The following is a 25,582-nucleotide window of genomic DNA, read 5'->3' as shown; positions in this document are numbered from 1 at the left end:
ATGCAGGAACCTGAGTGTAAAAATAACGGGAGATAGAAATATGAAAAAAATTGGGGTTATGGGATTAGGTAATATTGCCCAAAAGGCTTATTTACCAGTAATTACATCATTACAAGATGAATTTGAATGGCATTTTTGTACGCGTAATGCGGATAAAAGAGCTAAATTGATGCAACAGTATGGGGTGACACACGGTGAAGCGAATCTTGAAGAATTGATTGCTCAAAAGCCGTTGGCCGTGTTTGTACATACACCAACTTTCACGCACTATCAAATCATCAAAAGTTTATTAGAACATGATATTAATGTATACGTTGATAAACCTGTTTCAGAAAATTTTGAACAGGTGACAGAACTTTATGAATTAGCCAAAAAGCACGATTTAATCTTGACTTGTGGTTTCAATCGCCGCTTTGTACCGCTGTATCAGAAATTAAAGGCTTTACCAGACAAACAAGTCATACGTAGCGCTAAAATACGTGAAAATGGCGTGCAAGAAGCTAAATTTGCAATTTATGATTTGCTGATTCATGTGGTAGATACGATTAATTTTCTTCTTGATGAACCCATTGAAGAACAAAGATTGAAGCTGTTTACAACTAATGGCAATCTGAATCAAGCAATTGTGACGCTTGAAACTAAACATAGTTTGGCAACTGCTGAAATTAATTTAGTCGGTGGTGCAAATGAGGAAACGGCCGCTATTGAAACCAAAAATGGTTTAGCAAATGTTGAAAATTGTCAGACCTTTACCTTGAATACGCCGCAGGGACAGCAAAAAATAGTAGCGCCAGATTGGCAACCAACTTTAGTAACGCGTGGTTTTGATCCGCTGATACGTCAGTTTTTGGCGGCAATAACTGGTAAACAGTCTAATCCAGTTTCACCAGAATCGGCAATTGAAAGTCACCGTATTTGCCGAGATGCCGTTCGTCAGATTGAAGTGTTAAAATAGAAATTAATTGTAATTGAAAGGACTCAGATGATTTTGCAAACGATAACCGAAACATTTCCAGACATTCAAATATTAGAACACGAGCCACTGTCGAAATATACAAATACCAAAACTGGCGGACCTGCTGATTATTTAGCGTTTCCTAAAACTGTTGATCAGGTTAGTCAGTTATTAAGCTGGGCTGATCAACAGGACATGGCCTTAACGGTGGTGGGCAATGCTAGCAATTTGATTGTCCGCGATGGCGGTATTCGTGGTTTAACAGTCATTTTGACTAAAATGAAAGAAATTCAGGTTTCTGGAAATCAAGTTACTGCAGAAGCTGGTGCAGCGCTGATTGAAACAACTGAAGTGGCTTATCAAGCTAGTTTGACGGGAGTTGAATTTGCGGCCGGAATCCCAGGTAGTGTTGGTGGTGCTGTTTTCATGAACGCGGGTGCATATGGTGGCGAAATTAGTGAAGTGGTTAGTAAGGTACAGATTTTAACGCGACAGGGAGAAATTCGAACGTTGACAAACCACGAGCTAGATTTCGGCTATCGTCACAGTAGCATTCAGGATTATGATGATATCGTGTTGTCAGCAACATTCAATTTGCAACCCGGAAATGCGGGTAAGATTCGGGCTCGGATGGACGAGTTAAATCGATTGAGGGCTTCAAAGCAACCGTTGGAGTATCCGTCGTGTGGGAGTGTGTTTAAGCGACCGACGGGTTATTTTACGGGTAAGTTGATTCACGAGTCGGGGCTTCAGGGATTTCAGATTGGTGGTGCACAGGTTTCAAGAAAACATGCGGGTTTCATTATTAACGTGGGTGGTGCGACGGCAACGGATTATTTGAATGTGATCCATCATGTGCAGGAGACGGTTTTCGAAAAGTTCGGTGTGCATTTGCAGACTGAGGTTAGGATAATTGGAGAAAAGTAGAGTGTTTAAAAGGGCGTTTAGCTTTTGAGCATTAGCCTAGGTGGTTGAATGATTCGGGTTAGGAATCGTTTAATCACCGTAGCTAAGCGGAAAAAGCTGCCCTTTTAAACACGTTTCGGCTATAAACGTAAAAAGGCAAAGAATGATTCAGGTTAGGAATCGTTGCCGGAAGCTCCCAGTTAAACACATTTAATCCATAAATTTAAGCAAATTAAAAGAGGTCTCGGGAAAAATTAATTTCCGACCTCTTTATTTATATTTTTTAATTAGTATTTCGAATGACCCGTAAGACAACATAGATTGTACTTTGAAGGAGCGTCATTAAAATAACGAATGCCAACATTTGTAACGACCACATGTTAAAAATGGGTTTTAAAACCCATTCGGGGCTAATTAACAGGTAAATGGTGTGCAACCGTAAAAATCTGCCAATGAAAATCCCGATTGAGGATAAGGTAGTGAAGATGCCAACAATTCCCATTTCGACAATTTTATGGTGGATATGATATCTTTTCACAATTGATCGCGTGACTTGAGTCATACTCCACATACCAAGCATAACACTGGGAATAACTGCCAGTAACATATAGATATAATAAATCCACATTGAGATGGACAATCTGATCAATCCAGTGTTGCCATAGGGATGCAAAAGACTAAGGTGAAAAAGATCTGTAAGTAAGTATGGTGCGTTTGGATAAAAAAGCAGCCAAACTAAAATGGTCAACCAAAAAACTAGTGAATTTTTTGGCCGTTTTTCACCAACATGAAAAGCAATTTCAATTGGTATATAGGCTAAAAATGTATTAAGAAGTAAAAAATGATATGGTGGGTGCACAAATAGTGCAATGTAAAGTAATCCCAGGCCATAGCAAAGTCGAATGATCCATTTTGTCTTTGTTGTCATAGTGTTTTCCTCGCTAATTTAATTGTAGCAGATCAAACGAATATTTTGCTATAAAATGACTGGATTACGAAGTTTTTATTAAGGTGCTCTGTGCTATAATTATTTTTGTATTGGTTTGGAGGAAAAATAAATGAATTTTGCTTGGGATCGACTGATTACTTTACATAATTTTATGAACCTAATCGACATCCTTGTGGTTTGGTTCGTCATTTATGAATTGATCATGTTGTTGCGGGGGACAAAAGCCGTTCAACTTTTTCGTGGAATAATTGTAATTATTCTGATTAAAGTGGTAAGTGTTCTGCTTGGGTTAAGTACTGTTTCGTGGATTATGGATCAAGTGATCAACTGGGGCGTTATTGCCATGGTGGTCATTTTTCAACCCGAAATTCGTCGTGGCTTGGAGCATTTGGGTCGTGGCTCAATGTTTGTCAAAAACAAGACACAAAATGAAGCAGAGACACATATGATTGAGGGCTTGGATAAGGCAATTCAATACATGTCCAAACGCCGAATTGGGGCACTTATTACTATTCAAATGGATACTGGTTTGGAAGATTATATTGAAACTGGAATTGCACTAGATGCAGATATTACCGGTGAATTGTTGATTAATATTTTCATTCCAAATACACCATTACATGATGGGGCAGTAATTATTAAAGATAATAAAATAGCCGTCGCGGCGGCTTACCTGCCTTTGTCACAAAGCACCATGATTCCTAAAGAACTAGGAACAAGACATCGTGCAGCGGTTGGAATCAGTGAGGTAACTGATGCCGTCACGGTTGTGGTTTCTGAAGAAACTGGTGAAGTGTCCATCACTAAAGATAATGAATTGTTGCGTAATATGACGCAAGAAGATTACTTACGTTATTTCCGCGATCAATTCCTTAGTGATGAAGTACCAGAAAATCATAATATTATTCAAGACTTCTTGGAGGGTGTTACTTCCTTCTTTAAAGGAGGTCCAAAGAAATGAAAAGCTTTTGGAAAGAACGTTGGGTTTACCGAATTTTAGCTTTGGTTTTAGCTATTCTGCTGTTTACGTATGTTAAATCAGATCGTATGAATTCTGGCAATGTGTCTACTGGCGGAAACTCTAGTGACACTGCATTAATGGCCAACAAATCAAAAACACTTACTGTACCACTTGAATTGGATGTAAACAGTAGTAAGTATTTAGTAAGTGGCTACCCGTCAAAAGTCAAAATTAAAATTACCGGGCCTAGTGCACTGGTGACGACAACTACCAATACGCAAAACTTTAAAGCATATGTTTCATTGCGTAAATTAGGTCTTGGTAAACATAAGGTCCGTATTAAAGAAGAGGGCCTTAACAAAGAACTTTCGTACAGCTTTGAGCCTGAAAGCATCAATGTTACGATTGCTAATCGGCGAACAAAGACGTTTGCCATTCAACCGGAAGTTAATCAAGATGCAATTGCTAAGGGGTATGAAAGCAAAGCAGCCATTTTGCGTTCTCAAACAGTTTCGGCAACAGGTTCTGTGACCGAAATTAATCGTATTACACAAGTGGTTGCAAAGGTTAATTTACCAAATAACACAAAACAAGATGTTACAAGTCAAGTCTTATTACAAGCACTGGATAATCAGGGCGATACGGTTAACGTTATTTTGAGTCCTCAAACGGTTAGTGTAACCGTTCCGGTTCAAAAATCAACGAGTTCTTCTTCGTCAAGTAGTAGTTCAAGTAGCAATGAATCAACAAGTGCACAGACTGATAATCAAAAGACAACGAGTTCAAGTTCATCAAGCTCGACGAAATCATCAAGTTCGTCTAGTTCAAAATCTTCGAGCTCATCAAGTAGTTCAAGCTCTAAAAATAGTTAATTAAAATTTTTAAAAAATAGGAATGAGGAAAATCATGGCATTAAAATATTTTGGAACAGATGGTGTACGAGGAATCGCAAACGAAAGTTTAACTCCTGAGATGGCTTTTCAACTCGGAAGAACTGGTGGTTATGTTTTAACACAACATGCTGAAAATAAAAATGAACAACCACGGGTACTGGTTTCTCGCGATACTCGTATTTCAGGACAATTACTAGAATCTGCATTAATCTCTGGACTTTTGTCTGTGGGGATTGAAGTTTTGAATATGGGTGTGGTCACAACTCCCGGAGTTGCCTATTTGGTTCGTAAACAAGAAGCTGATGCTGGTGTAATGATCACGGCTTCACATAATCCCGTTCAGGATAATGGAATTAAATTCTTTGGTTCAGATGGTTACAAACTTTCGGATGAACTTGAAGGTGAAATTGAAGTTCTTTTGGATAAAGAAACAGATGAATTACCACGACCATCTGCAGAAGGTTTGGGAACTGAAAACGATTATCCAGAAGGAGCATTAAAATATACTCAATTCTTGGAACAAACTATTCCAGATGATTTGGAAGGACTACACATCTGTGTTGATTCTGCTAATGGCGCAACTAGTGGTTTTGTGTCCCAAATTTTTGCTGACTTAAAAACTGATTTTGATACGATGGCAACATCGCCAAATGGTTTAAATATTAATGCCAATGTAGGCTCAACACACCCAGAACAATTACAAAAGTTTGTTGTGGAAGAAGGTGCTGATCTTGGTGTGGCCTTTGACGGGGATGGCGATCGTTGTATCGCAGTTGACGAAAAGGGCAACATCGTTGATGGCGACAAAATTATGTATATTTGTGGTAAATATCTTAGCAAACGTGGTCGCTTAAAGAAAGATACGGTCGTTACAACTGTTATGAGTAATCTTGGTTTGTATAAAGCATTGGAAGCAAATGATCTGCATTCTGTACAAACTCAAGTTGGTGACCGCTACGTTGTTGAAGAAATGTTAAAGAATGGGTATAACGTGGGTGGCGAACAATCTGGCCATGTGGTCTTTCTTGATTTTAATACCACAGGTGACGGAATGTTAACGGCTTTACAATTAATGCACATTGTTAAACAGACAGGTAAGAAATTATCCGAATTAGCTTCAGAAGTGAAGACTTATCCACAAAAGTTAGTTAACGTAAAAGTACAAGACAAAAAAGCAGCTTTAAATAATGAAAAAGTTAAAGCAATTATTAAAACTGTTGAAACTGAAATGAATGGTGAGGGACGCGTACTTGTTCGTCCTAGTGGAACAGAAGATTTATTACGGGTAATGGCTGAAGCTGCAACTAAGGAAGAAGTTTCCGCTTATGTTGATCGAATTGTTGAAGTTGTAAAAACAGAAGTTGGTATTTAAGAGCCGTTTAAATAACCGTTGCGATCAGAATGAATGTTGATCACAACGGTTATTTTATTTATCGTTTTATTTAGTTATACCAATTATTTAAATAAACAGTACCAAAATAAGAAAATATGTTGACATTCCTTATAAATAGGGATAAATTAGTAGATGTTTCAAACGTACCAATTTTTGATATCTATATATACCAATTATAACTTATTTGTAAAGGATGTTAGCTATGTGTGGAATTGTCGGTGTAACAGGAAGAACAGATACAGTTGAAATTTTAGTTTCAGGATTAGAAAAATTAGAGTATCGTGGCTATGATTCAGCTGGAATTTATGTAAATAATAGTGAAAAACAAGATCATTTGGTTAAAACTAGAGGAAAAATTGCAGATTTAAAACGTAAAATAACTTCCCAAATTAAGGGAACCACTGGAATAGGACATACTAGGTGGGCGACGAATGGTGTACCAAGCGTTGAAAATGCCCATCCACAATTTTCTACAGATAATCGTTTTTATTTAGTTCACAATGGTGTCATTGAAAATTATGAAGAATTAAAAGCACAGTATTTAAATAATGTTAAATTCGTAAGTCAAACAGATACTGAAGTAGTGGTTCAATTGGTCGATTATTTTGTTGTTCATGAAAATATGAATACCAAGCAAGCCTTCAAAAAAACTTTAAGCTTATTAAAAGGATCGTCTTATGCCTTTTTATTAATGGATCGCGATCAACCTGATACGTTATATGTGGCTAAAAACAAAAGTCCATTATTGATTGGGCTAGGCAAAAACTTTAACGTGGTATGTAGTGATGCACTGGCGATGCTACATGTGACTAAGAACTTTCTGGAATTACATGATGGTGAAATGGTTGTGGTAACACCACAAACAGTTGAAATTACCGATCAGGCAGGAAAAAAGGTTCAACGAGAAGCATTTCATGTGGATCTTGATCCTAAGGAGACAGACCGGGGAGCTTACCCGTATTACATGTTAAAAGAAATTGATGAACAACCGGCTGTTTTGCATCGCATTCAAAAAGCCTATCTGGAAAATACAGATAAACCGGCTATTTCTACAGAATTATTGACAGCGATGAAGCACGCAGATCGTTTGTATATCGTTGGTGCAGGAACAAGTTATCATGCGGGATTAGTTGGTAAACAATTATTTGAAAAATTAACTCAAATACCTACAGAAGTGGTTGTTGCATCTGAATTTGCGTATGCGGATCCAATGTTATCACAACGTCCATTTTTTATTTTCTTGACTCAAAGTGGCGAGACGGCAGATAGTCGTCAAGTTTTGGTACGTGTGAATAACGAATGGCATGCACCAAGTTTAACGATTACGAATGTTGAAAATTCAACTTTGTATCGTGAGGCAACTTATCAATTGTTATTGAATGCGGGTCCAGAAATTGCGGTGGCTTCAACTAAAGCTTATACAGCACAGATTGCGGTGGAAGCAGTTGTGGCTAAGGCGTTGGGTGAAGTCAAAGAAATTGAATTTGCTCAAAAGTTCGATGTACGCAGAGAATTGAGTTTGGCAGCAAATGGAATTCAATCCATTGTTGATGAAAAAGATAAACTTAAAAAAATTGCCCATCAGGATTTGGCTAAAACACGCAATGCTTTTTATATTGGCCGTGGCGTCGATTATTTTGTGGCATTAGAGGCGGCACTGAAGCTTAAGGAGATTTCATATATCCAGGCGGAAGGCTTTGCTTCGGGTGAGTTAAAACATGGAACGATTGCGTTGATTGAAGATCATACGCCAGTTATTGCGCTGATAACGCAGGCTAAGACGGCAGGACATACACGAAGCAATATTCAAGAAGTAAAGTCACGTGGTGCCCAGGTTTTGACGATTGTGTCGGAAGCGTTGGCAAAGAAAGAGGATCGCATTGTGATTCCGACAATTTCAGAGTTGTTGATGCCATTGATGAGTGTGGTGCCGGCACAATTGTTGGCTTACTATGCAAGTTTGGAACGAGGTTATGATGTGGATCAGCCAAGAAACTTAGCAAAGAGTGTAACGGTGGAATAAAAAGAGTGCTAAAAAGACGAATGATTTTTGAGCATTAACACGACTTATTCAATGACTCACTATTTAAATCGTTGGACAAGTTGAATTAAGCTGAAAAAATTGCTTTTAGCACGTTTCGTTTAATAAATTTAACTTGAATTTCTCAAACAATTATCTCATTTAAAAAAATCAGAAAAAAACTAAACTAGTCTAAGAGTGTGGTTATTCCACACTCTTTTTGTATAAAAACAGAATTTTTAATTATTAAGTTTTAGTTACAATCATTTGAAGAAGGTTGAAAAAGCTTGATTTGAAGCGATTCACTGGATAAACATAATTCGTGAATATTTCAAAACAATTAAAGCCATTAAATTTTAAAAAATTAAGTTATATACTTATACGTAAGATGACTAAGATACGGGGGAAGCAGTATGTATAAACGATGGATAACATTTGTTTCATTTTTAATATTACTTTCAACAGTAACTGTTTTGGGATTACGTCCACAAACAGTTCACGCTGACTCACCCCAGGCGTTTATTTCGCGGTTAACGCCTGATGTAAAAAGTGTTTCAGCCAAGTATAATTTATATGGTTCATTGATGATGGCACAAGCAGCTTGTGAAAGTGCTTGGGGGCAAAGTCAATTAGCCGTTCAAGGCAATAATTATTTTGGGATCAAAGGTACATATAAGGGTAAGTCAGTTACAATGCGGACAGCTGAGTATACCCCAGGCGGAAAACTTTACTATATTAATGCGGCTTTTCGAAAGTATCCTAACGTTAAGGCTTCGTTGGACGATAATGGTAGTGTATTGCGTAATGGCTTGAATTGGAATCATTCTTATTATAAAGGTACATGGAAAGAGAATGCCTCCACTCCAGAAGCGGCCGCAAATTATCTAACGGGCCGTTATGCAACTGCGCCTTCATATGCAAAATCCTTGATTAGTATTATTAAGGGCTATAATTTACATAATTTGCTTGATGGGACAGCTGTTAAATATACCAAAAAGAATTTAAAGATGCAGGTTAAGCTTAAACCGGGTCACGATTTCTATAATCACATTCCCGGAAGTACTTACAGCTCTAAACGAAAACATTATGGTACGACCTATAAGGGTAAGACGATTACCATTGATGATCAAGGTGTCAAACAGGGAGCTAAAACGCCATACTACCGTTGTTATTACAATGGTAAGTTAATTGGTTGGATTTACTCGACAGCGGTTGTCCAGGTAGCTACCTATACAACAACTTATAAAGTAGCGCAGGTAAGTACGGCTCCAAAAAACGATTTTTACAATCATTTGACGTATAGTGTATACGCAACAAAACGATTACACTATGGAACCACCTATCGAGGGCAAAATGTAACGATTAATGATCAAGCACAACGAGCAGGTACTAAAACGCCGTATTATCGCTGTTATGTAAATGGTAAGTTAATTGGTTGGATTTATGGTGGCGCACTTACTAACGTGCGCTATTTAAATACTGTGTATACCAGTCAGTCAATGACTAAAAAGGTTAAATCTGTGCCAGGACACGATTTCTTTACGCATATTCCTAAGAGTAGCTATGGCTATAAGCTTAGATATTCTGGAAAATCATATGCTGGTAAGGCTGTTCAGGTTGATATGACAGGAATTATTGAAGGCATCAAAACACCGTATTATCGTTGTTATTATAATGGAAAGATGCTTGGCTGGATTTATGGTGGTGCTTTGACCAACTAGCAACATTAAAATTTTATGAATAAAAATTAAAATATCATAGACTAAAATGAGAAAATGGGGTATATTGTAAGTACCATTTATTTACTTCCTCTTCCTGTTTACCCCAAATGAACACAGTTGAGGGACATCTCTATGGTGTATACATCAGATGGTAGAGAATCGGAATTTTATTTCGATTCTCTTTTTTTACGTTTAAAAACCCAAGAAATAAAAATCAAAAAATAGTTTGACACCGCTTACATAAAAAGGTATGATTATTGGTGAAAGGTAGTAGTGCATCTCCTCTACCTTTAATCAATTCTCTTTCTCTCTTATGCCAAAAAGTGTGTTCCGAATTATAATTCGGAACATTCTTTTTTTATTAATCTAAAAATGACTTGCTTCATAACGGGACAGTCCTCTATACTAAGTAGATGGAGGTACGATTAGTAATGGGACAACAAACTTTTACCTTAATTGAAGAAATTACCCTTAACGATGGTTCAAAGTATAAGGAAATTGCAAACATGATGATGAATGGCAGGGCTGAATTAGCAGCTGAACGCGACTTTATTAAAGAGGTTCGCATTTTACAGTTGAATATTCCTCATTCTGCCCATGTGGTTAATTATGAGGACTATATCAATAAACGATACACTGTTCCTGGCGAAGATATGGATCATTGGGAAGTTTGGGAAAAAGACGATAAAATCATGATCGATTTCAATGCAGTGTTGAAAGAAAATCATATCTCATAGAAGATAAACGCAGAATTTAAAAGCAGCTATAAAACAATGAATATTAAAATTTAGTTGACAAGTCTGTGAATTCTATGATATAAATATAAACGTAGTAATTGCTCCGTAGTTCAGTGGTAGAATAATTGACTGTTAATCAAGAGGTCGCTGGTTCGAACCCAGCCGGAGCAGTATCAATAGAGTAAAGTTGTTATCCAGCGTAAAAACAGGGATAGCGGCTTTTTTTGTTCTGAAAGTTAAGGAAAGAGTTTTTTCAAGTTCGCAACTTGATCCTGTAACTTTTATTCAAACTGGTAAAAACATTTAACCAAATTTGATACGCTAAAAGTCAAAACTTTGATTTAAAGCACAAAGGATAGTAATTACTAAATATTAGTACTGGTTTAACACAAAGATTTTGCAATGATGTTTGCCTGATATATAAAAATATTTTTCTATTCGCGGGCAAATGTTTATAAATACGTTTTTGCGATTTCACATTACTATTTTCTTAATTAAATATAAATGTCATGTTATAATGACTTCAAATGGAAGATTTGGAAATCATGCTTTAACCAATGCAACGTACTTGAAAGAATAGGTAAATGTATGAGAAAAATATTGAAAAAATATTTAATCCCAATAGTTTTGGGAGCAGTTTATTTTGGAATTGTTTTCTTGTTTATTCACGTAGGCAAAGTTAGTGGTATTAGTTACAAAATTAGTCAATATGATGTACTTAATCTTTTGAATTATTTGTTTTTATTTCCCAAAGCTTATTTGATTGTTAATGAACACTACAAACAAACCCACACTATTCATAAAGATAAAAGTAATATGCGAAAAGCTTTTGAAAAAAATGGTGAGAGTTTTGCGCAAATGCAATATGCGCCCGCCTGGAGTTCACATGGTGGTAATGATTTTTTGTTTGAGGTAATCGTACAATTTTTTATATATCTTTTAACATACTTAGTAGCGGTGTTAATATTAGCCGTTCATTATGTTAAAAAAGCTTTTAGGTAATTTATAAATGAGGTTACGTATGTATTAGTGAGTATTTTATTTTTTTCAACCAGAGCCCAATAAAGTAAAGTTGTTATCCAGCGTAAAAACAGGGATAGCGGCTTTTTTGTTTTTTGAAAATTAGAAAAACAGCATTCTCACGGCAAACATCCAAAAATTGAATTTAACGTTTTCTTTCTGAAACAATATTTAAACAAAGCGCTGTTTAAGTTGGCAAAAATTTATTTATAGTAGTTTCACTTGACCTATAGTACGCTCCAGAGTATACCATTGATATACTTGTAAAATGACTAGTATTCGTAAGGCGAGGTTAAGCAATGAAAATCAAAGATGCAGCAAAATTAATTGGTATTCCAACTGAAACAATCTATTACTATGAGCGTGCCGGAATCATTCCAAAAGTTGGGCGTGACAAAAGTGGTTATCGTGATTATCAAACAAGTGATTTGAATTGGTTATTTATGGTAAAACGATTTCGTCAAACTGGTTTTTCAGTTGCCTCAATAAAAAGATTCACTGACATGTTAGTATCCCCAGAAGATCATCGTGAAGAAGAAAAACAGTTTCTCAATAATCAACTTGCAGAGGTTGATCAAAAAATAATTGCTTTGCAAGAAAGTAAAGCAATGCTGAAGTACAAAATTGAAACTTTTGATTATCACTTAGGTTTGGCCAATGATAAAGAACACCCAACACCTGAAAAAATGTGGGAAAATCCTAATTTTAACCTAGATTGAAATTCAAAAATCTTTATTGTTGCCTTGTAGCACACTACAGGGCGTATGATGAGGACAATTAAATCAATGGAGGTCAAATTATGGCAAAGTTTGTTTTAAATTCAGTTTCAATTAATGACAGAGTGACAGTTAAGGGCAATCAGTGGGGATTAGTTTATGATGGTGCCATCACTGAAAACGTTGATGGTCAGGTGAATATCCACCCCGTTAGCTATTTGTGTAATCATGTAACGGTGGATGCTAATATTTATACACCCGCAAATTATGATCCCAATAAAAAGTATCCGGCTTTGACTGTGGCACATCCAAATGGTGGTGTGAAAGAACAGGTGGCAGGTTTATTTGCACAAAAATTAGCCGAAAATGGATACATTGCGATTGCTGCCGATGCTGCTTATCAGGGAAATTCTGGTGGTGAACCACGATTAACGGATAAACCAGCATATCGAATTGAAGATGTGCGAGGAATGGCTGATGCACTTTCGGTATTTCCTGGAGTTGATTATACTCGTCTTGGTGCCTTCGGAATTTGCGGTGGCGGCGGTTATACCTTAGCTGCGGGTCAAACTGATAAACGTTTTAAAGTAATTGCAACTTTATCTGCATTTAATACAGGTGTTGTTCGTCGGGATGGTTTCTGTGTTTCTGAAGCTAATACTATTCAAGCTCGTTTGACTGCGGCTTCAAAGGCACGTGAGAAAGCTGTTCAGGGTGGTGAAGTTGAAATGTCAGCAAGTATTGGTGACATGACCCCAGAACAAATTAAAAATTTGCCATATGATATGTATCGTGAGGGTGCAGAATACTATGGTTTACAATATGCGCATCCTAAAGCAGGCGGAATTTATCCAGTTAGTGATTTACAAGAATTGACGGCATTTGACGCGGCTGCAAATATGAATTTGATTAATGTACCTTTGCTTATGATGGCAGGTTCTGCGGCCGATTCACTTTATTTGACAGAGGATGCCTATGCTAAAGCAACTAGTGAAATGGATAAGGAATTATTTTTGATCAAGGGTGCTCATCATATTCAAACGTATTGGGTACCAAAATATGTGCAACAAGAATCTGATAAATTAATGGATTGGTTAAGCACACGTCTTTAGATTAAAACATGATACACTATGGACTTAAAACAGGATCAAGTGAATATTCAGTTCACTTAATCCTGTTTTCGTTTAGAAAAAATTATTTATATAACAGAGTTGAATGCAGTCTTTAATTGTCACCTGCTGACATTTGACGTTGATCAATCACGTGGCTATTTAAGAACCAGTACTGATGCCAATCACCAACCAAGGCAGTGAAGGCTACTGGGTTTTTGCCATTTTCTTCAACTTTTTGTATGAGGTAATTACGTAAAATCCAGGGATCATTTAAGGAACTTTGAGTGAGCGTAAAGAGCTTCTGCAATTTGATTAAACTAATGTGTAAGTCATCGGCTACCTGCTGTTTTGATAAACCGCTGTGCATAAAGTTCTCGTGTAGTTCATTAATGGTGTTACTTACCTGTTGTGAATTTAATGACATGATGATTACTCCTTTTAGTTAATTAATTTAAGTGAAAAACACGTTCAGCATTACCATGACTAAAGGCTTCAAGTTGGGTAGAAGTTAAACTTGTGTTGTTTAAAAAAGTGCGTGAGTTTTTTGGTTGTTTATATGGATAGTCAATTGAATAGATAAGGTGATCAGCGTCCATTTCGGCTAGGACAAAGTTTAATTGTGGGTTGCTCAAAATGCCACTAGGAGTCACATAAACATTTTGTCGATAGTAATCGGAAAAGTGTTTTTTTAAACCAGTGTAGGCATCTAATCTTTCAAGAAAGAGAGGTACCAATTTTCTTCAGTAGAAAAGAATTTGCTGATTAATTGCTTAAGCAGATTCAAAATGTTCTTCAACAGTAATAATCTTCATAACGATACTCCTTACTAGATTAGACAATGTTTGTACTTTGACTTAACAATTAGTATTATAAAGGGCAGTATTCATAATTGAAAGGAAGTTAAGCGACATAACGTGATATATGTCGCATTATAAAGATGGCAAAAGTATTTTTAAACTCACAAATGAAAATCGATCGAAGAAAACAAAGAAGTCAGGCAAAGTTGTTTGAGGCACTAATTCAAAAATATCAAGACAATGTTAAATTTGATCAAATCGAAGTTAAAGAGTTTTGTGAAATGGCGAATGTTTCAAGGGCAACTTTTTACCGTCACCATCAGGACTTAACCGACATTATTGAAGTACAATTTTTAATTGTGATTGCCGATTTTGAACAGCAAATTGATGCATTGGAACAAGTTGATTTTACTAATGCAAGTTCGGTAATTATTACTGAAATTTATGCTAATCTTGAGTTGCTTAGATTAGTAAAATGGAGTGCAACTCATGAAAAAATTCAGGCTCTGTTTAGTGGTGTTGTTCGTCAGATTTTAATTTTACGAGACTATGATAAACCACGGCAACAGTTTATTAGTGAATTTTTGGGAAATGCAATTTTAAATTTTGCTGAACAAATTGCTTCGCCCCCAAAACTGATACCACAAACAGAAGCACTAAATTTATATCGCCGATTATTGCCGGCACAACTATAATTTCAACAATAATATTCAAAATTAGAGGTAGTAAATTATGACAACAAAAAAAACAGTAATTACGTTAATAACAGGAGCTAATAAGGGAATTGGTTTTGCCACTGCTCAAGGATTAGGGCAAAAGGGTCAACATATTTTGATTGGCGCTAGAAATGAGCAACGAGGCGAAGAAGCCGTCAAAAAACTGCGCAGTGCGGGCATTAAAGCTGATTTTATTCAACTTGATGTCACAGATAAAGCTCAAATTAAATTGGCTGCTGAAAAAATTAAAAACGATTTTGGTTATTTAAGTATCCTGATTAATAACGCAGGAATTGCTTTAGGTAATCATGAACCAGCTTCTCAAATGAGTACGGATACGATGCGCAAAGAATTTGATGTGAATTTCTTCGGTCTTGTTGATGTAACGCAGGCTATGATTCCGTTATTGAAAGCTGGAAGACCAGCAAAAATTATTAATGTTTCTAGTAATATGGGCTCACTTGGTCTTGTGTCGGATCCGATTTCACGGTTTTATAAGGTTAGTTCATTATGATATCAAGCTTCAAAGGCCGCAGCTAATTTTGCAACAATTTTATTGAGTAAGGAATTAGTTGCAGATCAAATTACTGTTAATGCGGTTAATCCCGGGTGGACAGCAACTAGTTTTGGTGGACGGTCGACTACGAGTGATAAACCGGCTGGTATGCAAGATGTGGGTACTGGCGCAGCTCAAATTATTAAATTGGCTAGTTTACCACTAGATGATTCGCAGACTGGAACATTTACAGAGAATGCGGGTACTTTACCGTGGTAAATTGTTAATTAAACGAATAATTCAAAAAATTAGAAACAAGAGCCACTATTCAGTATAAAAGTGTGGAGTAATGATTTTTTATGAGCCAGCCTTAAAATGCTAAAAATATGTAGCTAATTATAGAAAACTTATATTAAATAGTAGTGTGCAGATCATCCGTCTCTGATATAATAAAATCATAACGAGGAGATGATAGGATGACAATTACGATTAAAAATCTAGGTAAGAGTTACGGTAGTCTTAAAGCATTAGATATCGATCAACTAACAATTGAACCAGGTCATACTTATGGATTAGTGGGAGCCAATGGTGCAGGTAAAACCACATTTTTCAAGTGTTTAACTAACATTATTACGGATTATTCTGGTGAAATTATTTTTGATGGACATAATCCAAGAAAAGAAAATGCAATTTTGACTAAAATGGGAATTGTCCTTGATGATCTTTCTGTTTATAAGGATTATACAGCACGGTTTAATATTCAATATTTTGCCGGATTACGGGGTCATTACGATGTCAAAAAAGTTGAACAAATGGCTGATGAAATTGGCTTGTTGTCTGTACTTGATCGTCCTGTCAAGACCTTTTCGTATGGCATGCAGAAAAAATTGGTGTTGCTGATTGCACTTGTGAATTCAGCAGAAGTTTTAATTTTAGACGAACCATTCCGTGGGTTAGATCAAGATACCGTTAAATGGTTTCAGAATTATTTGCGTGAATGGACAGGAAAAGATCAGCATACATTGTTAATTTCCAGTCATGTTCAAACGGATTTGGAAAGCTTGTGTGAAACGGTATTTGTAATTGATCACGGGCGCATAATTAAAACACTGGATTTGACTGCTGATAATCATCAAACCTATCGTCATATTACAACTAATAATGATGAAGCTTTTGAAACTTTATTGAGTTCAGAAGCGATTCCGTTTGTTAAAACCGAAGTTGGTTTCAAGATTGATATTAGTTCTGAATTGTGGCAAAACGTGTTCCCTCAGTTGGCAGAAAACGCAATTGTGATTACTGCTATGACCAAGGTATCGGTTTTGGATCAACAAGGAGGTATTAACTAATGAATGCAAGACTAATTTTTAAGATGGAATTATTTAAATATTTACGCGATAAATACTATTTAATTGCTACATTGATCTTACTTGGTTTAAACGTGATTGCAACGATTGCACTCGTTAATTATGATCATCTGAATTCTTCACTTCTGATTACAAGTATCGTTTTAGCAATTTTGTTATTCTTTAGTAATTTAATATTTTTAGGTATTATTTATCCCTTTCACTTACTTGCGATTGATTATAAAAATCGTGTTTTGGCTTTGATGGTGGCTTCTGGTGTAAATCGTAATAAATTATTTTTTGCCAAAATTGGTGCTGTGATTTTAGCTAACATTGTCGTCAGTTTTGTCTTGCTGGTTGTACCTGTTGTCACAATCATTTATCAAGTAGGTAATCTTGGCGGTTGGGATGAACTGTTTAGGGAAATGGGTATGTTGATGGTTCCTCAGATGGTACCATTAAGTATTAATGCAGTGTTAAGTTACGTTGCTGGTTTGTTTATCTTAATGACTTCAGTAATTATTGTAAAAGGCAAAACTTTGAGTATTTTACTGTACTTTGGCTTTAACATGTTGGTCGCAATGGTAACTTCTTTTGTGAATACATTGTTTACAAGTGATTATTCTTTTACACAACAATTAAGTGGTGATAATGTGTTTAGTAGTGTTGTCGAAGTTGTTGTCATTCTGGTGTTTGGTTTTATTGCGTTACAGGAACTTAGACATCAAAATCTCTAATTTTCGAATTTTTCTGTTCTTCAATAACTGACATTGAAAATACCGTTATTCCTATGTTTTAAAACGATATGGATTGAATGATTTGACGATGCAAGTACTATTGCAGATGTGGGTCCGTTCGTTTATTATTGCTTACGTTATTCGTGGGTTATTTATGAAACCATTAGCATTCAAAGGCTTATCATGGATGAAATCGCGAGTTATGACAGACACTGAAAGCGAAGATGTCTCAGGATCCTAAAAAGGATGTGGCTTAAAACAAAAAAATTGCTATCTATGCGATAACAATTCTTTTTTTGTTTTAGATGGTTAGTTTTGAAATTAAAAGTTAGTCAAATGGCCACCAAGAAATTTTCTTGCCAGTCCTTGGACCTTCAGTTTTATAATTATATTTGGTGTAAATGCTGCCAGCTTGTTCACGCATGACTAATGGAATCTGTGTTTTTTTCAACAAACGAGTGTTAGAAACATAAGAACCCTTATGTTGAACTACAGCCCAACGTTTCTTTGCGGTGTATTGTCCTGTATAAAACTGTAACCAACTGCCGTTGCCAAAAACATTATCAGAAACAAATGCATCTACACGTGTGCCTTGTTGATGATTTTTAGTTGGCGTGGGTAAAACCGTGTACCCAATTTGCGTTTTAAGAAACGGATTTAGACGATCAATGTCTGCATTTTGTGTAGCACGACCATAGCCTAAAAGAATCAAGACTGCTAACAGTAGTAGAAATAAACTAACAAGTGCGACAAATAGATGTTTGTACCTTTGCTTGGAACGGACATCAGTACTGATTTGTTTGACAACTGGATTTTTTTCACCTTTCAATAACGTATCTAACGAAAGATTTAAAATATGGCTAATTTGAACTAAAGTATCTAGATTAGGATAGCTCAAATCGTTTTCCCACCGTGACAGTGTTTGTCGAGTTACATGAAGTTGGACTGCTAAATCTTGTTGAGTTAAATGTAATTGTTTCCGGGATGTTCGTAATTGATCAGATAATTTCATTATTTTCTCCTCCATTTCTATCGTATCTGCTAAGAAGCGAAAAGTAACGCAATTATCCTGTTACATTTGTCCGATTTTAGGAATATTTTTAAACTTAAATTGATTAGACACAAAATGTAAGTGAGATTTTGGAAGCAAACAAAAATGAAATGAATTACCTAAGTTTGAGTAATTCATTTCATTTTTTTATTTGGCTTCAATCCAATATTTAAGTAAATAAATGTTAATTAGTGAAAACAGGATGACCCAGAGAAGCATGAAACCACTTAAAATAAAGAGGGGTCCTATAATTTGATAAAGAGTACCCATAGAGTAAACAGGTGAGAAAAAATTATTTACATAGTTTCCAATTGTATTATCAATGGTACTTAAAACGAAAAAGAGGAGAAAGAAGACGACAATGTAAAGTACAAGTTGGATAAATCCTTGTTTAGTTTCAGGTAGAAAAGTACTAATCATTTTACCCAAAAGGTGCACCATGCTAATAAAAGTCCAACCAACTAGTAGTAAGGTAAAAATCAACGCAATTCCACTGGTCACATAACCAAATAAATGACTAGTGTTGGGCATGTTAAAATCAGCTAAATCAAGTGAACCTAGAAGACCTGTAATGATAGTTTCCAGTATTAAGAAATACACAAAATTTAAAAAAGTAGAAAGCAGGTTAGAAATATATAAGCGCGTGTCTGTAATCGGGATGAGGCGGAAAACACTGTTTGTCCAAATGTGCTCAGTTCTTAAAGCTAGCAGAACAAAAATTACCATGGTGGCCAACATGCCATATGATGCGAAGAAGCCAACGGGGTCCATAGCATTGATATGACCTTGCTGCCATAACTGAATAATTAGTGTAATTACCAAGGCAAGTAATTGAAGACCAATTACTTTGTGGACACTTGAGCTTTTTTGTCTGATCATCGTTCTCATGAGTTTTATTGAACTAGTCATTGTCTTTACCCCCTGTATAGATGCTTTCGTAGTAATCCTCAATACTTTGACCGTATTCTTCGCGAATTTTATCGGCCTTTTCTGAAACAACCATTTTTTTATCTTTAATAATCAAAACGGCATCCAAAATATTTGCCACGTCATCAACATGATGATCACTGATTAAGATTGTGGCATCAATGGGCTTCCATTGAAGAATACTTGCAATGATCTTTTTGCGACTCATACTATCAATTCCGTCAAACGGTTCATCCAATAGATAAAGCTGAACTTGACGTGACAGTGTGATAGCAATAATAAATTTCATCCGATTTCCTTTAGAGAGATTGCCTAATCGTTGGTGCAGATCTAATTCAAGAAATTCTGCCAATCTTTTGAAGGCACTCTCAGAAAAGTCTGGATAAACGGCCTGATAAAACTCAGCAATTTTTTCCATACGATCATGACTGTTAACGCCATCCAGTTGATGACTAAAGCTGACTAATTGTTTGCGTTCAATATCTTGGGTATTGCCGTTGATACTAATTTCTCCATGAAACCCTTTAGCTGCGCCACTTATTAATCGCATGAGAGTCGTTTTACCGGCTCCGTTAGCACCTAGAAGGCCAATAATACTGCCACTTTCTGCTGAACAGTTTACTTGTTTAAGGATACTAGTTAGGTTCCTTTTGTAAGAAAGATCGTTAATCGATAATATTTCAGTCATGGTGTACTTCCTTTCGCGAATTAATGTAGTTATTTAGATATTTCAACATTTCGTCTGGTGTTATTTTTAAGGCAGCTAATTGATCATACAAATTGCTTACCTGATCTTCAACGACATTTCTTTTCAAATTAGTCAGGGTTTCTGCGTCAGTTGTAACAAAATTGCCTTTACCACGTCTAGAAATTAAAACTTTTTCATTGATTAATTCCCTTAAGGCGCGCTGAATGGTGTTGGCATTTACAGTTAAGGTGACGGCCAATTGACGCACGGCGGGTACTTTTTGCCCAGGTTGCAAGTTATTAATGATAATTTCGCGATAAATATATTGTTTGATCTGGTAATAAATAGGAATCTTATCATTGAATTTCATATTGTTCCTCCTTATTAGTGTTTTAGTTTACTAATACACTATAAATCTAAAAATAAAGTTTTGCAAGAATTTAACTAAAATAATTTTTTGATTCAAAATAAGCTAAAAGATAAAAGTGATTGCATGATAAAATTCATGAACTTTAAAATTTTAACTTAAATGGAAATGTGATAGTATATACTAGAAAGTATATACTATATAAGAAAGGATGGATGTCGTGAAAGAAGCTAAATTTAAGCAAGTTGCCAATGTGATCAGGCGTCGTGTTAATGATGGAAGTTACGGAACAAAACAAAAATTACCCTCTGAGTATGACTTAGCTGATGAGTTTCAAGTCAGTCGTTTAACCATTCGTAAAGCAATTGATGTATTGATTGAAGCTCAAATTCTTGTAAAAAGTCGTCATAAGGGTACTTATGTGATGGATACGCCAAAAGTAGAAAGTGGCCGTTTTGGTCTTCAGGGGTTTACCGAGGCATCTGAATCATATGGAAAAAAGAGTCATACGGAAGTATTATCTTTTTCAAAAGTTGAACAACCGACTGATGAGATTCTAACTACTCTGCAAATGAAAGATGATCTGAATAAAAATATTTACGAACTAATTCGTCGACGGTATTGGGATGATAGTCCGATGACGATAGAACAAATTTATATTCCAGAGTTTTTAGTTGCGGGATTATCGGCAAAGGATTTTACGGGTTCATTATTTGCCATTATTGAAAAGCATGAACAAATTGCCTATTCACAACAAGAAGTTGAAGCTATGTTAACTTCCAAACGGGTGGGTGAATTGCTAAAAGTACCAGTCGACGGTCCATTACTAAAAGTACGGTCGGTTACCTACACGGTGGATTCCAAACCAATTTTTTTAGATATTTCCTATTATCGGGCGGACAAATATCGATTTAAGACAACTTTGATTCGAAACAAACTTTAGGAAAGAAGGTCAGGAGGATGAAGCAAGATGTAAAGGTAAAAATTAATAGTACCAAAATTGATTTTTTACATGACTTACGCCAAATGCTGCAAATTAAAAGTGTTAAAGGAGAACCAGCTTTCGAAGCACCTTTTGGGAAGGGCCCCAAAGAAGCGTTGCAGTTTGCCGCTCAACTTGGTAAAAGTTATGGATTCAAAACAGAAATTGTTGACAATTCAGCAGTATCTATTCAATGGGGGGATGACGACACTCATTATGTTGGTATTTTTGGACATTTAGATGTAGTTCCTGCTGGTAGCAACTGGTCTGTTTCACCGTTTGATTTGACTAAACGTGAGAAAAAATTCTTTGGCCGCGGAATTCTAGATAATAAGGGACCCAGTATGGCTTGTTTGTATGGAATGAAATTATTAAAAGAAATGGGTATGAAGCCCGCCAAAACAATTCGTTTAGTGTTAGGTTCTGACGAGGAAAATGAAAGCGCTGACATGGAAAGGTATTTAAAGCATATGTCAGCACCAGATATCGGATTTACGCCAGATTGTAAGTATCCTGCCGTGTATGGTGAGCGGGGCATTGTTAGTTATGAAATTACCACGCCAATTCCGAATGATGAACTAGATAGTTTTCAAATACTAAATCCGAAAGCACAATCTTCTGATCACGTGCCTGATCTCATAAAGGCAGTTTTGACACATCAAGAGATTGAAGTTACTGGAAAACGATCACCTTCTAATGCGCCTGAGTTAGGCGTTAATGCGATTACTTTGTTAGCTAAAAAAATTGATGGTATTCCAGATGTATCGGTAAATATGCGAGCTTATTTTCATTGGTTAGCAAGTCTGCACAATGAACATTATGGGCATAATTTAGGAATTGAATTTGAAGATCATGATAGTGGAAAACTAATTATGACACCTTACCAACTCGAAAAAAAATCAGGTAAGTTGATATTGTCTATTGCTATTCGTTATCCAGTTTCGGTATCTGAAAATCAAGTAACTCAAGCAATTCAGACGCATGTTTTGCCAAATAGCACGATTAGAATTGTGCGATCAATGCCAGGAGTTATGCATAAAAAAGAGGCAGTTTGGATTAAACAATTGTCGAAGGTTTATGAACAAGTAACTGGTTTAGATGGGACACCTGTAACGACAACGGGTGCAACTTATGCACGCAAAGTACCAAATATTATTGCTTTTGGACCATCTTTCCCTGGTCAAAAAGGAATCGCACACAAGCAGGATGAATATATGGACGAACAGGATCTTTTTACAAATATGGAAATTTATATGAAATCAATGATGGTTTTAGGGCAAATGGAGGATGATTAAATGACATACGGAACAATTGCAACTTGGCGAATGGCACATGAAGGGGTAATTAAAGCCCAAGATATTTTAAAAAAGCAAGGTAAAGCAGGTGATGCGGTCGAAACTTTAATAAATACAGTGGAGGCTTATCCGTACTATAAATCAGTGGGTTATGGTGGTTTACCCAATGAACAAGGCATCGTAGAGATGGATGCGGCTTATATGGATGGTGATAGTTTTGCGATTGGTGCAGTAAGTAGCTGGCATTCAAAACGTCAAACACGCTGTATCAGTAGCCCGTAGTCTTAGTCACGAGCATTTTAATAGTTTTCGAGTGGGAACCGGTGCAACGCAATACGCAATGCAAAACAATTTTGAAATTGTCAATATGTTGACGCTGCGGGCAAAAAAAATTTGGTTAAATCGGTTAGCGGAAATGAGAGAGAAAAATCTAAACCCATACGATGGACATGACACAGTTGGTGCAATTACGCTAGATAAACAAGGTTCAATGGCAGCGGCAACGTCAACATCGGGCTTGTTTATGAAAAAAGCTGGACGCATTGGAGATTCACCATTATCTGGTTCAGGGTTTTATGTAGATAGCGAGATTGGGGGTGCGGCTGCTACTGGATTGGGTGAAGACATTATGAAGGGGTGTCTGTCCTATGAGATTGTCAGATTAATGGGAGAAGGTAAGAGCCCACAGCAAGCATGTGATCAAGCTGTTTATCCGTTTATTGAAAAACTTAAAAAGCGTTATGGAAAAGCGGGTGAGTTCTCACTGGTCGCAATGAATCATAATGGTGAGTGGGGAGTAGCAACTAATGTTGAATTCACGTTTAGTGTTGGGAATGAAACAAAAGCTCCGCGGATTCTAATGGCCAATCCTGGACCTGATCATACAACAAGTATTGCACCAATTACGCAGGAGTGGTTAGACGCTTATGAAAAAAGAATCAAAGCACCAATCAATTAAGTGGAATGGAAAAATATTAATTAATCTGATTTTTGAGGAGGTTATCTTATGAAGGTTATCGTTATCTTAGATCAAATTCAATCCGGGCTTGGTGGTAAGGAACGCGCTGATACTGAGCTGGGTGGTAAACGAATTGCAATGGGTAGCGCGGAGACTTTGGAGAAAAATTTAAAACGTCAACAAGGAGAAGTTATTGCTACCTTTTACTGTGGGACAGATTATTATCAGAATAATTCGGAATTGGTGCAAACTAAGTTTACCAAAATGGCAGAAAAAATGAAGGCTGATGTGGTTGTCTTAGGTCCAACTTATGATTATCCGGAATTTTCAACAATGGCCTGTGAAATTGCTGAGCATTTTCAAACGCATACCAAAGTTCCTGCTATTGTGGCGACAGCAATCGAAAAAAATGCGGATTTAATTGCTGAATATAAAGAACAATTGACCATTGTTAAGGTACCAAAAAAAGGTGGAACTGGTTTGTCTGATTCATTAAACCATATTGTCGAGGGGTGTAAATTAGCTTCAGACAAGGCGGATATGACTGAATTTAAACAACAATACTGTTATCAATAGATGGAGTGAGACTCATGCAAAATAAAATGGAAAAGATTTTGATGCCAGTCGCTACAAAGTTAGGTAATAACGTTGTGCTTCGTTCCTTGCGTGATGGCTTTTTGATCATTACGCCCTTAATTATTGTTACGTCATTTTTTCTGTTAATCGGTAATTTCCCTATTCCAGGATGGAGTGAATTTTGGACCGGTATTTTGGGTTCCCACTGGAGCGAATGGTTTAGCTCAGTTTCTAACTCGGTATTTAGTTTTACAGGATTATTGGGATGTTTTGGTATTTCTTATGCCTATGGAAAGAATCGAGGTTTGCAGGCCGTTAATGCTAGTGCTGTAGCCATTATTTCTTTTCTAATTTTGACACCAACATCTGTAACAGTGGGCAAACAAACGGTTAGTGCAGTCCAAACCTTATATCTTGGCCCCAACGGAATTTTCTTAGGTATTTTCATTGCTTTGATTAGTGTTGAGTTGTATCGTTTTGCGCTGAAACGTCATTGGACTATCAAAATGCCAGATGGCGTGCCACCAGCTGTTTCTCAATCATTTGATGCTTTATTGCCAAGTGCACTCGTAATTTTAGTATTTTTCTTAATTCGAATTGTGTTTAGTTTAACCAGTTTTGATACCGTTTACAATTTTATTTATACAATGCTCCAAGCGCCACTTAAAAACGTGGGTAATTCTTTACCGTCTGTACTTCTATATAACTTTTTAGCCAGTCTGCTTTGGTGTTTCGGTATTAATGGCCCCACAATCACCAATTCAGTTTGGTCACCAATTTTCTTCGTGTTGACTCAGGACAACTTACAGGCGTTTCAAAAACATCTTCCGTTACCACATATTTTTACACAACCATTCATTGATATTTTCACGACGTATGGTGGTGGCGGTAGTACACTTTCACTTCTGATTGTCATGTTGGTAATTTGTAAGTCTAACCGTGTCCGTCAGTTAGGAAAGTTAGCAATTGTACCTGGAATTTTTGGAATTAATGAACCAATTATTTTTGGATTACCAGTCGTTTTAAATCCAATTATTGCGATTCCGTTTATCATTATCCCGACTGTAAACACGTTAATTTCAGGATTAGTAATGTCGTGGGGATGGGTGCCACATACAAACGGTGTACTACTACCGTGGACGACACCACCGATTATTTCAGGATGGTTATCGACAGGAAGTTGGACAGGATCTGTTTTGCAATTATTTGAAATCATCTTAGGAATTATTATCTATCCTGAAATATTCATAGATCGAAATATAA

26 protein-coding genes, 1 tRNA gene and 2 pseudogenes are annotated in these 25,582 nt (G+C 36.4%); 22 read left to right on the top strand and 7 right to left on the bottom strand.

Annotated elements, in window-relative coordinates; translation table 11 throughout:
• Positions 1-40 precede the first annotated feature (40 nt).
• Both IV87_RS06660 and murB read left to right on the top strand, forming a co-directional pair.
• A complete protein-coding gene (locus tag IV87_RS06660; protein WP_057806699.1) occupies positions 41-955 on the top strand; it encodes a Gfo/Idh/MocA family protein in 915 nt (304 codons plus the stop codon).
• Between the two features lie 27 nt (positions 956-982).
• Positions 983-1,882, top strand: coding sequence for a UDP-N-acetylmuramate dehydrogenase (gene murB, locus IV87_RS06655; protein WP_057806698.1), 900 nt, complete (start codon positions 983-985; stop codon positions 1,880-1,882).
• Positions 1,883-2,144: 262 nt separating this feature from the next.
• Here murB and IV87_RS06650 read toward each other — a convergent pair whose 3' ends face one another.
• Positions 2,145-2,789, bottom strand: coding sequence for a DUF1361 domain-containing protein (locus IV87_RS06650; RefSeq protein ID WP_057806697.1), 645 nt, complete (start codon positions 2,787-2,789; stop codon positions 2,145-2,147).
• Positions 2,790-2,919: 130 nt separating this feature from the next.
• Between IV87_RS06650 and cdaA the strand changes: the two genes are divergently transcribed.
• From cdaA to IV87_RS06600, 10 genes are all read left to right on the top strand, one after another.
• Complete coding sequence (cdaA, locus tag IV87_RS06645) at positions 2,920-3,771, top strand: diadenylate cyclase CdaA (RefSeq protein ID WP_057806696.1); 852 nt, start codon at positions 2,920-2,922, stop codon at positions 3,769-3,771.
• Entirely contained in the window at positions 3,768-4,643 is an 876-nt protein-coding gene (locus IV87_RS06640; RefSeq protein ID WP_057806695.1) for a CdaR family protein, read from the top strand. The genes cdaA and IV87_RS06640 overlap by 4 nt, the downstream gene beginning before the upstream one ends.
• A 34-nt stretch (positions 4,644-4,677) precedes the next feature.
• A complete protein-coding gene (glmM, locus tag IV87_RS06635; protein ID WP_057806694.1) occupies positions 4,678-6,036 on the top strand; it encodes a phosphoglucosamine mutase in 1,359 nt (452 codons plus the stop codon).
• Positions 6,037-6,259: 223 nt separating this feature from the next.
• On the top strand, positions 6,260-8,080 hold the full coding sequence (gene glmS, locus IV87_RS06630) for a glutamine--fructose-6-phosphate transaminase (isomerizing) (RefSeq protein WP_057806693.1): 1,821 nt from the start codon (positions 6,260-6,262) through the stop codon (positions 8,078-8,080).
• 410 nt (positions 8,081-8,490) lie between these two features.
• On the top strand, positions 8,491-9,798 hold the full coding sequence (locus IV87_RS06625) for a glucosaminidase domain-containing protein (RefSeq protein WP_057806692.1): 1,308 nt from the start codon (positions 8,491-8,493) through the stop codon (positions 9,796-9,798).
• 431 nt (positions 9,799-10,229) lie between these two features.
• On the top strand, positions 10,230-10,535 hold the full coding sequence (locus tag IV87_RS06620) for a hypothetical protein (RefSeq protein WP_057806691.1): 306 nt from the start codon (positions 10,230-10,232) through the stop codon (positions 10,533-10,535).
• A gap of 99 nt (positions 10,536-10,634) precedes the next feature.
• A tRNA-Asn gene (locus IV87_RS06615) sits at positions 10,635-10,706 on the top strand.
• 429 nt (positions 10,707-11,135) lie between these two features.
• Positions 11,136-11,537: a hypothetical protein gene (locus IV87_RS06610; protein ID WP_057806690.1), complete on the top strand. Its 402-nt coding sequence runs from the start codon at positions 11,136-11,138 to the stop codon at positions 11,535-11,537.
• Between the two features lie 317 nt (positions 11,538-11,854).
• The gene (locus IV87_RS06605; protein ID WP_057806689.1) at positions 11,855-12,274 is read left to right on the top strand and encodes a MerR family transcriptional regulator; all 420 of its coding nucleotides are present in this window, start codon (positions 11,855-11,857) and stop codon (positions 12,272-12,274) included.
• An 80-nt stretch (positions 12,275-12,354) separates the two neighbouring features.
• Positions 12,355-13,383, top strand: coding sequence for an alpha/beta hydrolase (locus tag IV87_RS06600; RefSeq protein WP_057806688.1), 1,029 nt, complete (start codon positions 12,355-12,357; stop codon positions 13,381-13,383).
• Positions 13,384-13,495: 112 nt separating this feature from the next.
• On the opposite strand, the gene IV87_RS06595 is transcribed toward IV87_RS06600, so the two are convergent.
• Both IV87_RS06595 and IV87_RS06590 read right to left on the bottom strand, forming a co-directional pair.
• Complete coding sequence (locus tag IV87_RS06595) at positions 13,496-13,807, bottom strand: DUF2316 family protein (protein ID WP_057806687.1); 312 nt, start codon at positions 13,805-13,807, stop codon at positions 13,496-13,498.
• Positions 13,808-13,829: 22 nt separating this feature from the next.
• A complete protein-coding gene (locus IV87_RS06590; RefSeq protein ID WP_057806686.1) occupies positions 13,830-14,117 on the bottom strand; it encodes an amidohydrolase family protein in 288 nt (95 codons plus the stop codon).
• Between the two features lie 203 nt (positions 14,118-14,320).
• Here IV87_RS06590 and IV87_RS06585 point away from each other — a divergent pair, with 203 nt between their 5' ends.
• The 5 genes and pseudogenes from IV87_RS06585 (at position 14,321) to IV87_RS11060 (ending at position 17,716) form a co-directional block, all read left to right on the top strand.
• Positions 14,321-14,875 carry a hypothetical protein gene (locus tag IV87_RS06585; protein ID WP_074693913.1) on the top strand — a complete coding sequence of 185 codons (555 nt, stop codon included), beginning with the start codon at positions 14,321-14,323 and terminating at the stop codon, positions 14,873-14,875.
• Between the two features lie 37 nt (positions 14,876-14,912).
• Positions 14,913-15,671, top strand: a pseudogene (locus IV87_RS06580) (SDR family oxidoreductase).
• Positions 15,672-15,868: 197 nt separating this feature from the next.
• Entirely contained in the window at positions 15,869-16,741 is an 873-nt protein-coding gene (locus IV87_RS06575) for an ABC transporter ATP-binding protein (protein ID WP_057806684.1), read from the top strand.
• Positions 16,741-17,475 (top strand): ABC transporter permease, encoded by a 735-nt coding sequence (locus IV87_RS06570; RefSeq protein ID WP_057806683.1) that lies wholly within the window; start codon positions 16,741-16,743, stop codon positions 17,473-17,475. Before IV87_RS06575 ends, IV87_RS06570 begins: the two co-directional genes overlap by 1 nt.
• Positions 17,476-17,563: 88 nt before the next feature.
• Positions 17,564-17,716: a hypothetical protein gene (locus tag IV87_RS11060; RefSeq protein ID WP_156407375.1), complete on the top strand. Its 153-nt coding sequence runs from the start codon at positions 17,564-17,566 to the stop codon at positions 17,714-17,716.
• Positions 17,717-17,803: 87 nt separating this feature from the next.
• On the opposite strand, the gene IV87_RS06565 is transcribed toward IV87_RS11060, so the two are convergent.
• The 4 genes from IV87_RS06565 to IV87_RS06550 form a co-directional block, all read right to left on the bottom strand.
• Positions 17,804-18,487 carry a helix-turn-helix domain-containing protein gene (locus IV87_RS06565; protein ID WP_057806682.1) on the bottom strand — a complete coding sequence of 228 codons (684 nt, stop codon included), beginning with the start codon at positions 18,485-18,487 and terminating at the stop codon, positions 17,804-17,806.
• Between the two features lie 186 nt (positions 18,488-18,673).
• Positions 18,674-19,435, bottom strand: coding sequence for a hypothetical protein (locus tag IV87_RS06560; RefSeq protein ID WP_057806681.1), 762 nt, complete (start codon positions 19,433-19,435; stop codon positions 18,674-18,676).
• The gene (locus IV87_RS06555; protein WP_057806680.1) at positions 19,428-20,141 is read right to left on the bottom strand and encodes an ATP-binding cassette domain-containing protein; all 714 of its coding nucleotides are present in this window, start codon (positions 20,139-20,141) and stop codon (positions 19,428-19,430) included. Before IV87_RS06555 ends, IV87_RS06560 begins: the two co-directional genes overlap by 8 nt.
• Entirely contained in the window at positions 20,134-20,511 is a 378-nt protein-coding gene (locus IV87_RS06550) for a GntR family transcriptional regulator (RefSeq protein ID WP_057806679.1), read from the bottom strand. Before IV87_RS06550 ends, IV87_RS06555 begins: the two co-directional genes overlap by 8 nt.
• Positions 20,512-20,728: 217 nt before the next feature.
• On the opposite strand from IV87_RS06550, the gene IV87_RS06545 reads away from it, so the two are divergent.
• From IV87_RS06545 to IV87_RS06525, 5 genes and pseudogenes are all read left to right on the top strand, one after another.
• Complete coding sequence (locus IV87_RS06545) at positions 20,729-21,451, top strand: GntR family transcriptional regulator, LSA1692 subfamily (RefSeq protein WP_371862114.1); 723 nt, start codon at positions 20,729-20,731, stop codon at positions 21,449-21,451.
• Between the two features lie 17 nt (positions 21,452-21,468).
• A complete protein-coding gene (locus tag IV87_RS06540; protein ID WP_057806677.1) occupies positions 21,469-22,785 on the top strand; it encodes a Sapep family Mn(2+)-dependent dipeptidase in 1,317 nt (438 codons plus the stop codon).
• Positions 22,786-23,743, top strand: a pseudogene (locus tag IV87_RS06535) (glycosylasparaginase).
• 48 nt (positions 23,744-23,791) lie between these two features.
• On the top strand, positions 23,792-24,319 hold the full coding sequence (locus IV87_RS06530; RefSeq protein WP_057806676.1) for a GrdB-related putative oxidoreductase: 528 nt from the start codon (positions 23,792-23,794) through the stop codon (positions 24,317-24,319).
• A gap of 14 nt (positions 24,320-24,333) precedes the next feature.
• A partial coding sequence (locus IV87_RS06525) for a PTS sugar transporter subunit IIC (protein ID WP_057806675.1) occupies positions 24,334-25,582 on the top strand: 1,249 nt, incomplete at its 3' end.

This window comes from Pediococcus ethanolidurans (assembly GCF_001437405.1).
GTDB lineage: Bacteria > Bacillota > Bacilli > Lactobacillales > Lactobacillaceae > Pediococcus > Pediococcus ethanolidurans.
Note: the sequence above shows the minus strand (reverse complement) of the source record. Positions and strands in the feature narration are given on the sequence as shown.

Coding starts and splice junctions, on each gene's coding strand:
- IV87_RS06660 (WP_057806699.1), top strand. CDS start 41: ATGAAAAAAATTGGGGTTATGGGATTAGGTAATATTGCCCAAAAGGCT.
- murB (WP_057806698.1), top strand. CDS start 983: ATGATTTTGCAAACGATAACCGAAACATTTCCAGACATTCAAATATTA.
- IV87_RS06650 (WP_057806697.1), bottom strand. CDS start 2,789: ATGACAACAAAGACAAAATGGATCATTCGACTTTGCTATGGCCTGGGA.
- cdaA (WP_057806696.1), top strand. CDS start 2,920: ATGAATTTTGCTTGGGATCGACTGATTACTTTACATAATTTTATGAAC.
- IV87_RS06640 (WP_057806695.1), top strand. CDS start 3,768: ATGAAAAGCTTTTGGAAAGAACGTTGGGTTTACCGAATTTTAGCTTTG.
- glmM (WP_057806694.1), top strand. CDS start 4,678: ATGGCATTAAAATATTTTGGAACAGATGGTGTACGAGGAATCGCAAAC.
- glmS (WP_057806693.1), top strand. CDS start 6,260: ATGTGTGGAATTGTCGGTGTAACAGGAAGAACAGATACAGTTGAAATT.
- IV87_RS06625 (WP_057806692.1), top strand. CDS start 8,491: ATGTATAAACGATGGATAACATTTGTTTCATTTTTAATATTACTTTCA.
- IV87_RS06620 (WP_057806691.1), top strand. CDS start 10,230: ATGGGACAACAAACTTTTACCTTAATTGAAGAAATTACCCTTAACGAT.
- IV87_RS06605 (WP_057806689.1), top strand. CDS start 11,855: ATGAAAATCAAAGATGCAGCAAAATTAATTGGTATTCCAACTGAAACA.
- IV87_RS06600 (WP_057806688.1), top strand. CDS start 12,355: ATGGCAAAGTTTGTTTTAAATTCAGTTTCAATTAATGACAGAGTGACA.
- IV87_RS06595 (WP_057806687.1), bottom strand. CDS start 13,807: ATGTCATTAAATTCACAACAGGTAAGTAACACCATTAATGAACTACAC.
- IV87_RS06585 (WP_074693913.1), top strand. CDS start 14,321: ATGGCAAAAGTATTTTTAAACTCACAAATGAAAATCGATCGAAGAAAA.
- IV87_RS06575 (WP_057806684.1), top strand. CDS start 15,869: ATGACAATTACGATTAAAAATCTAGGTAAGAGTTACGGTAGTCTTAAA.
- IV87_RS06570 (WP_057806683.1), top strand. CDS start 16,741: ATGAATGCAAGACTAATTTTTAAGATGGAATTATTTAAATATTTACGC.
- IV87_RS11060 (WP_156407375.1), top strand. CDS start 17,564: ATGCAAGTACTATTGCAGATGTGGGTCCGTTCGTTTATTATTGCTTAC.
- IV87_RS06565 (WP_057806682.1), bottom strand. CDS start 18,487: ATGAAATTATCTGATCAATTACGAACATCCCGGAAACAATTACATTTA.
- IV87_RS06560 (WP_057806681.1), bottom strand. CDS start 19,435: ATGACTAGTTCAATAAAACTCATGAGAACGATGATCAGACAAAAAAGC.
- IV87_RS06555 (WP_057806680.1), bottom strand. CDS start 20,141: ATGACTGAAATATTATCGATTAACGATCTTTCTTACAAAAGGAACCTA.
- IV87_RS06550 (WP_057806679.1), bottom strand. CDS start 20,511: ATGAAATTCAATGATAAGATTCCTATTTATTACCAGATCAAACAATAT.
- IV87_RS06540 (WP_057806677.1), top strand. CDS start 21,469: ATGAAGCAAGATGTAAAGGTAAAAATTAATAGTACCAAAATTGATTTT.
- IV87_RS06530 (WP_057806676.1), top strand. CDS start 23,792: ATGAAGGTTATCGTTATCTTAGATCAAATTCAATCCGGGCTTGGTGGT.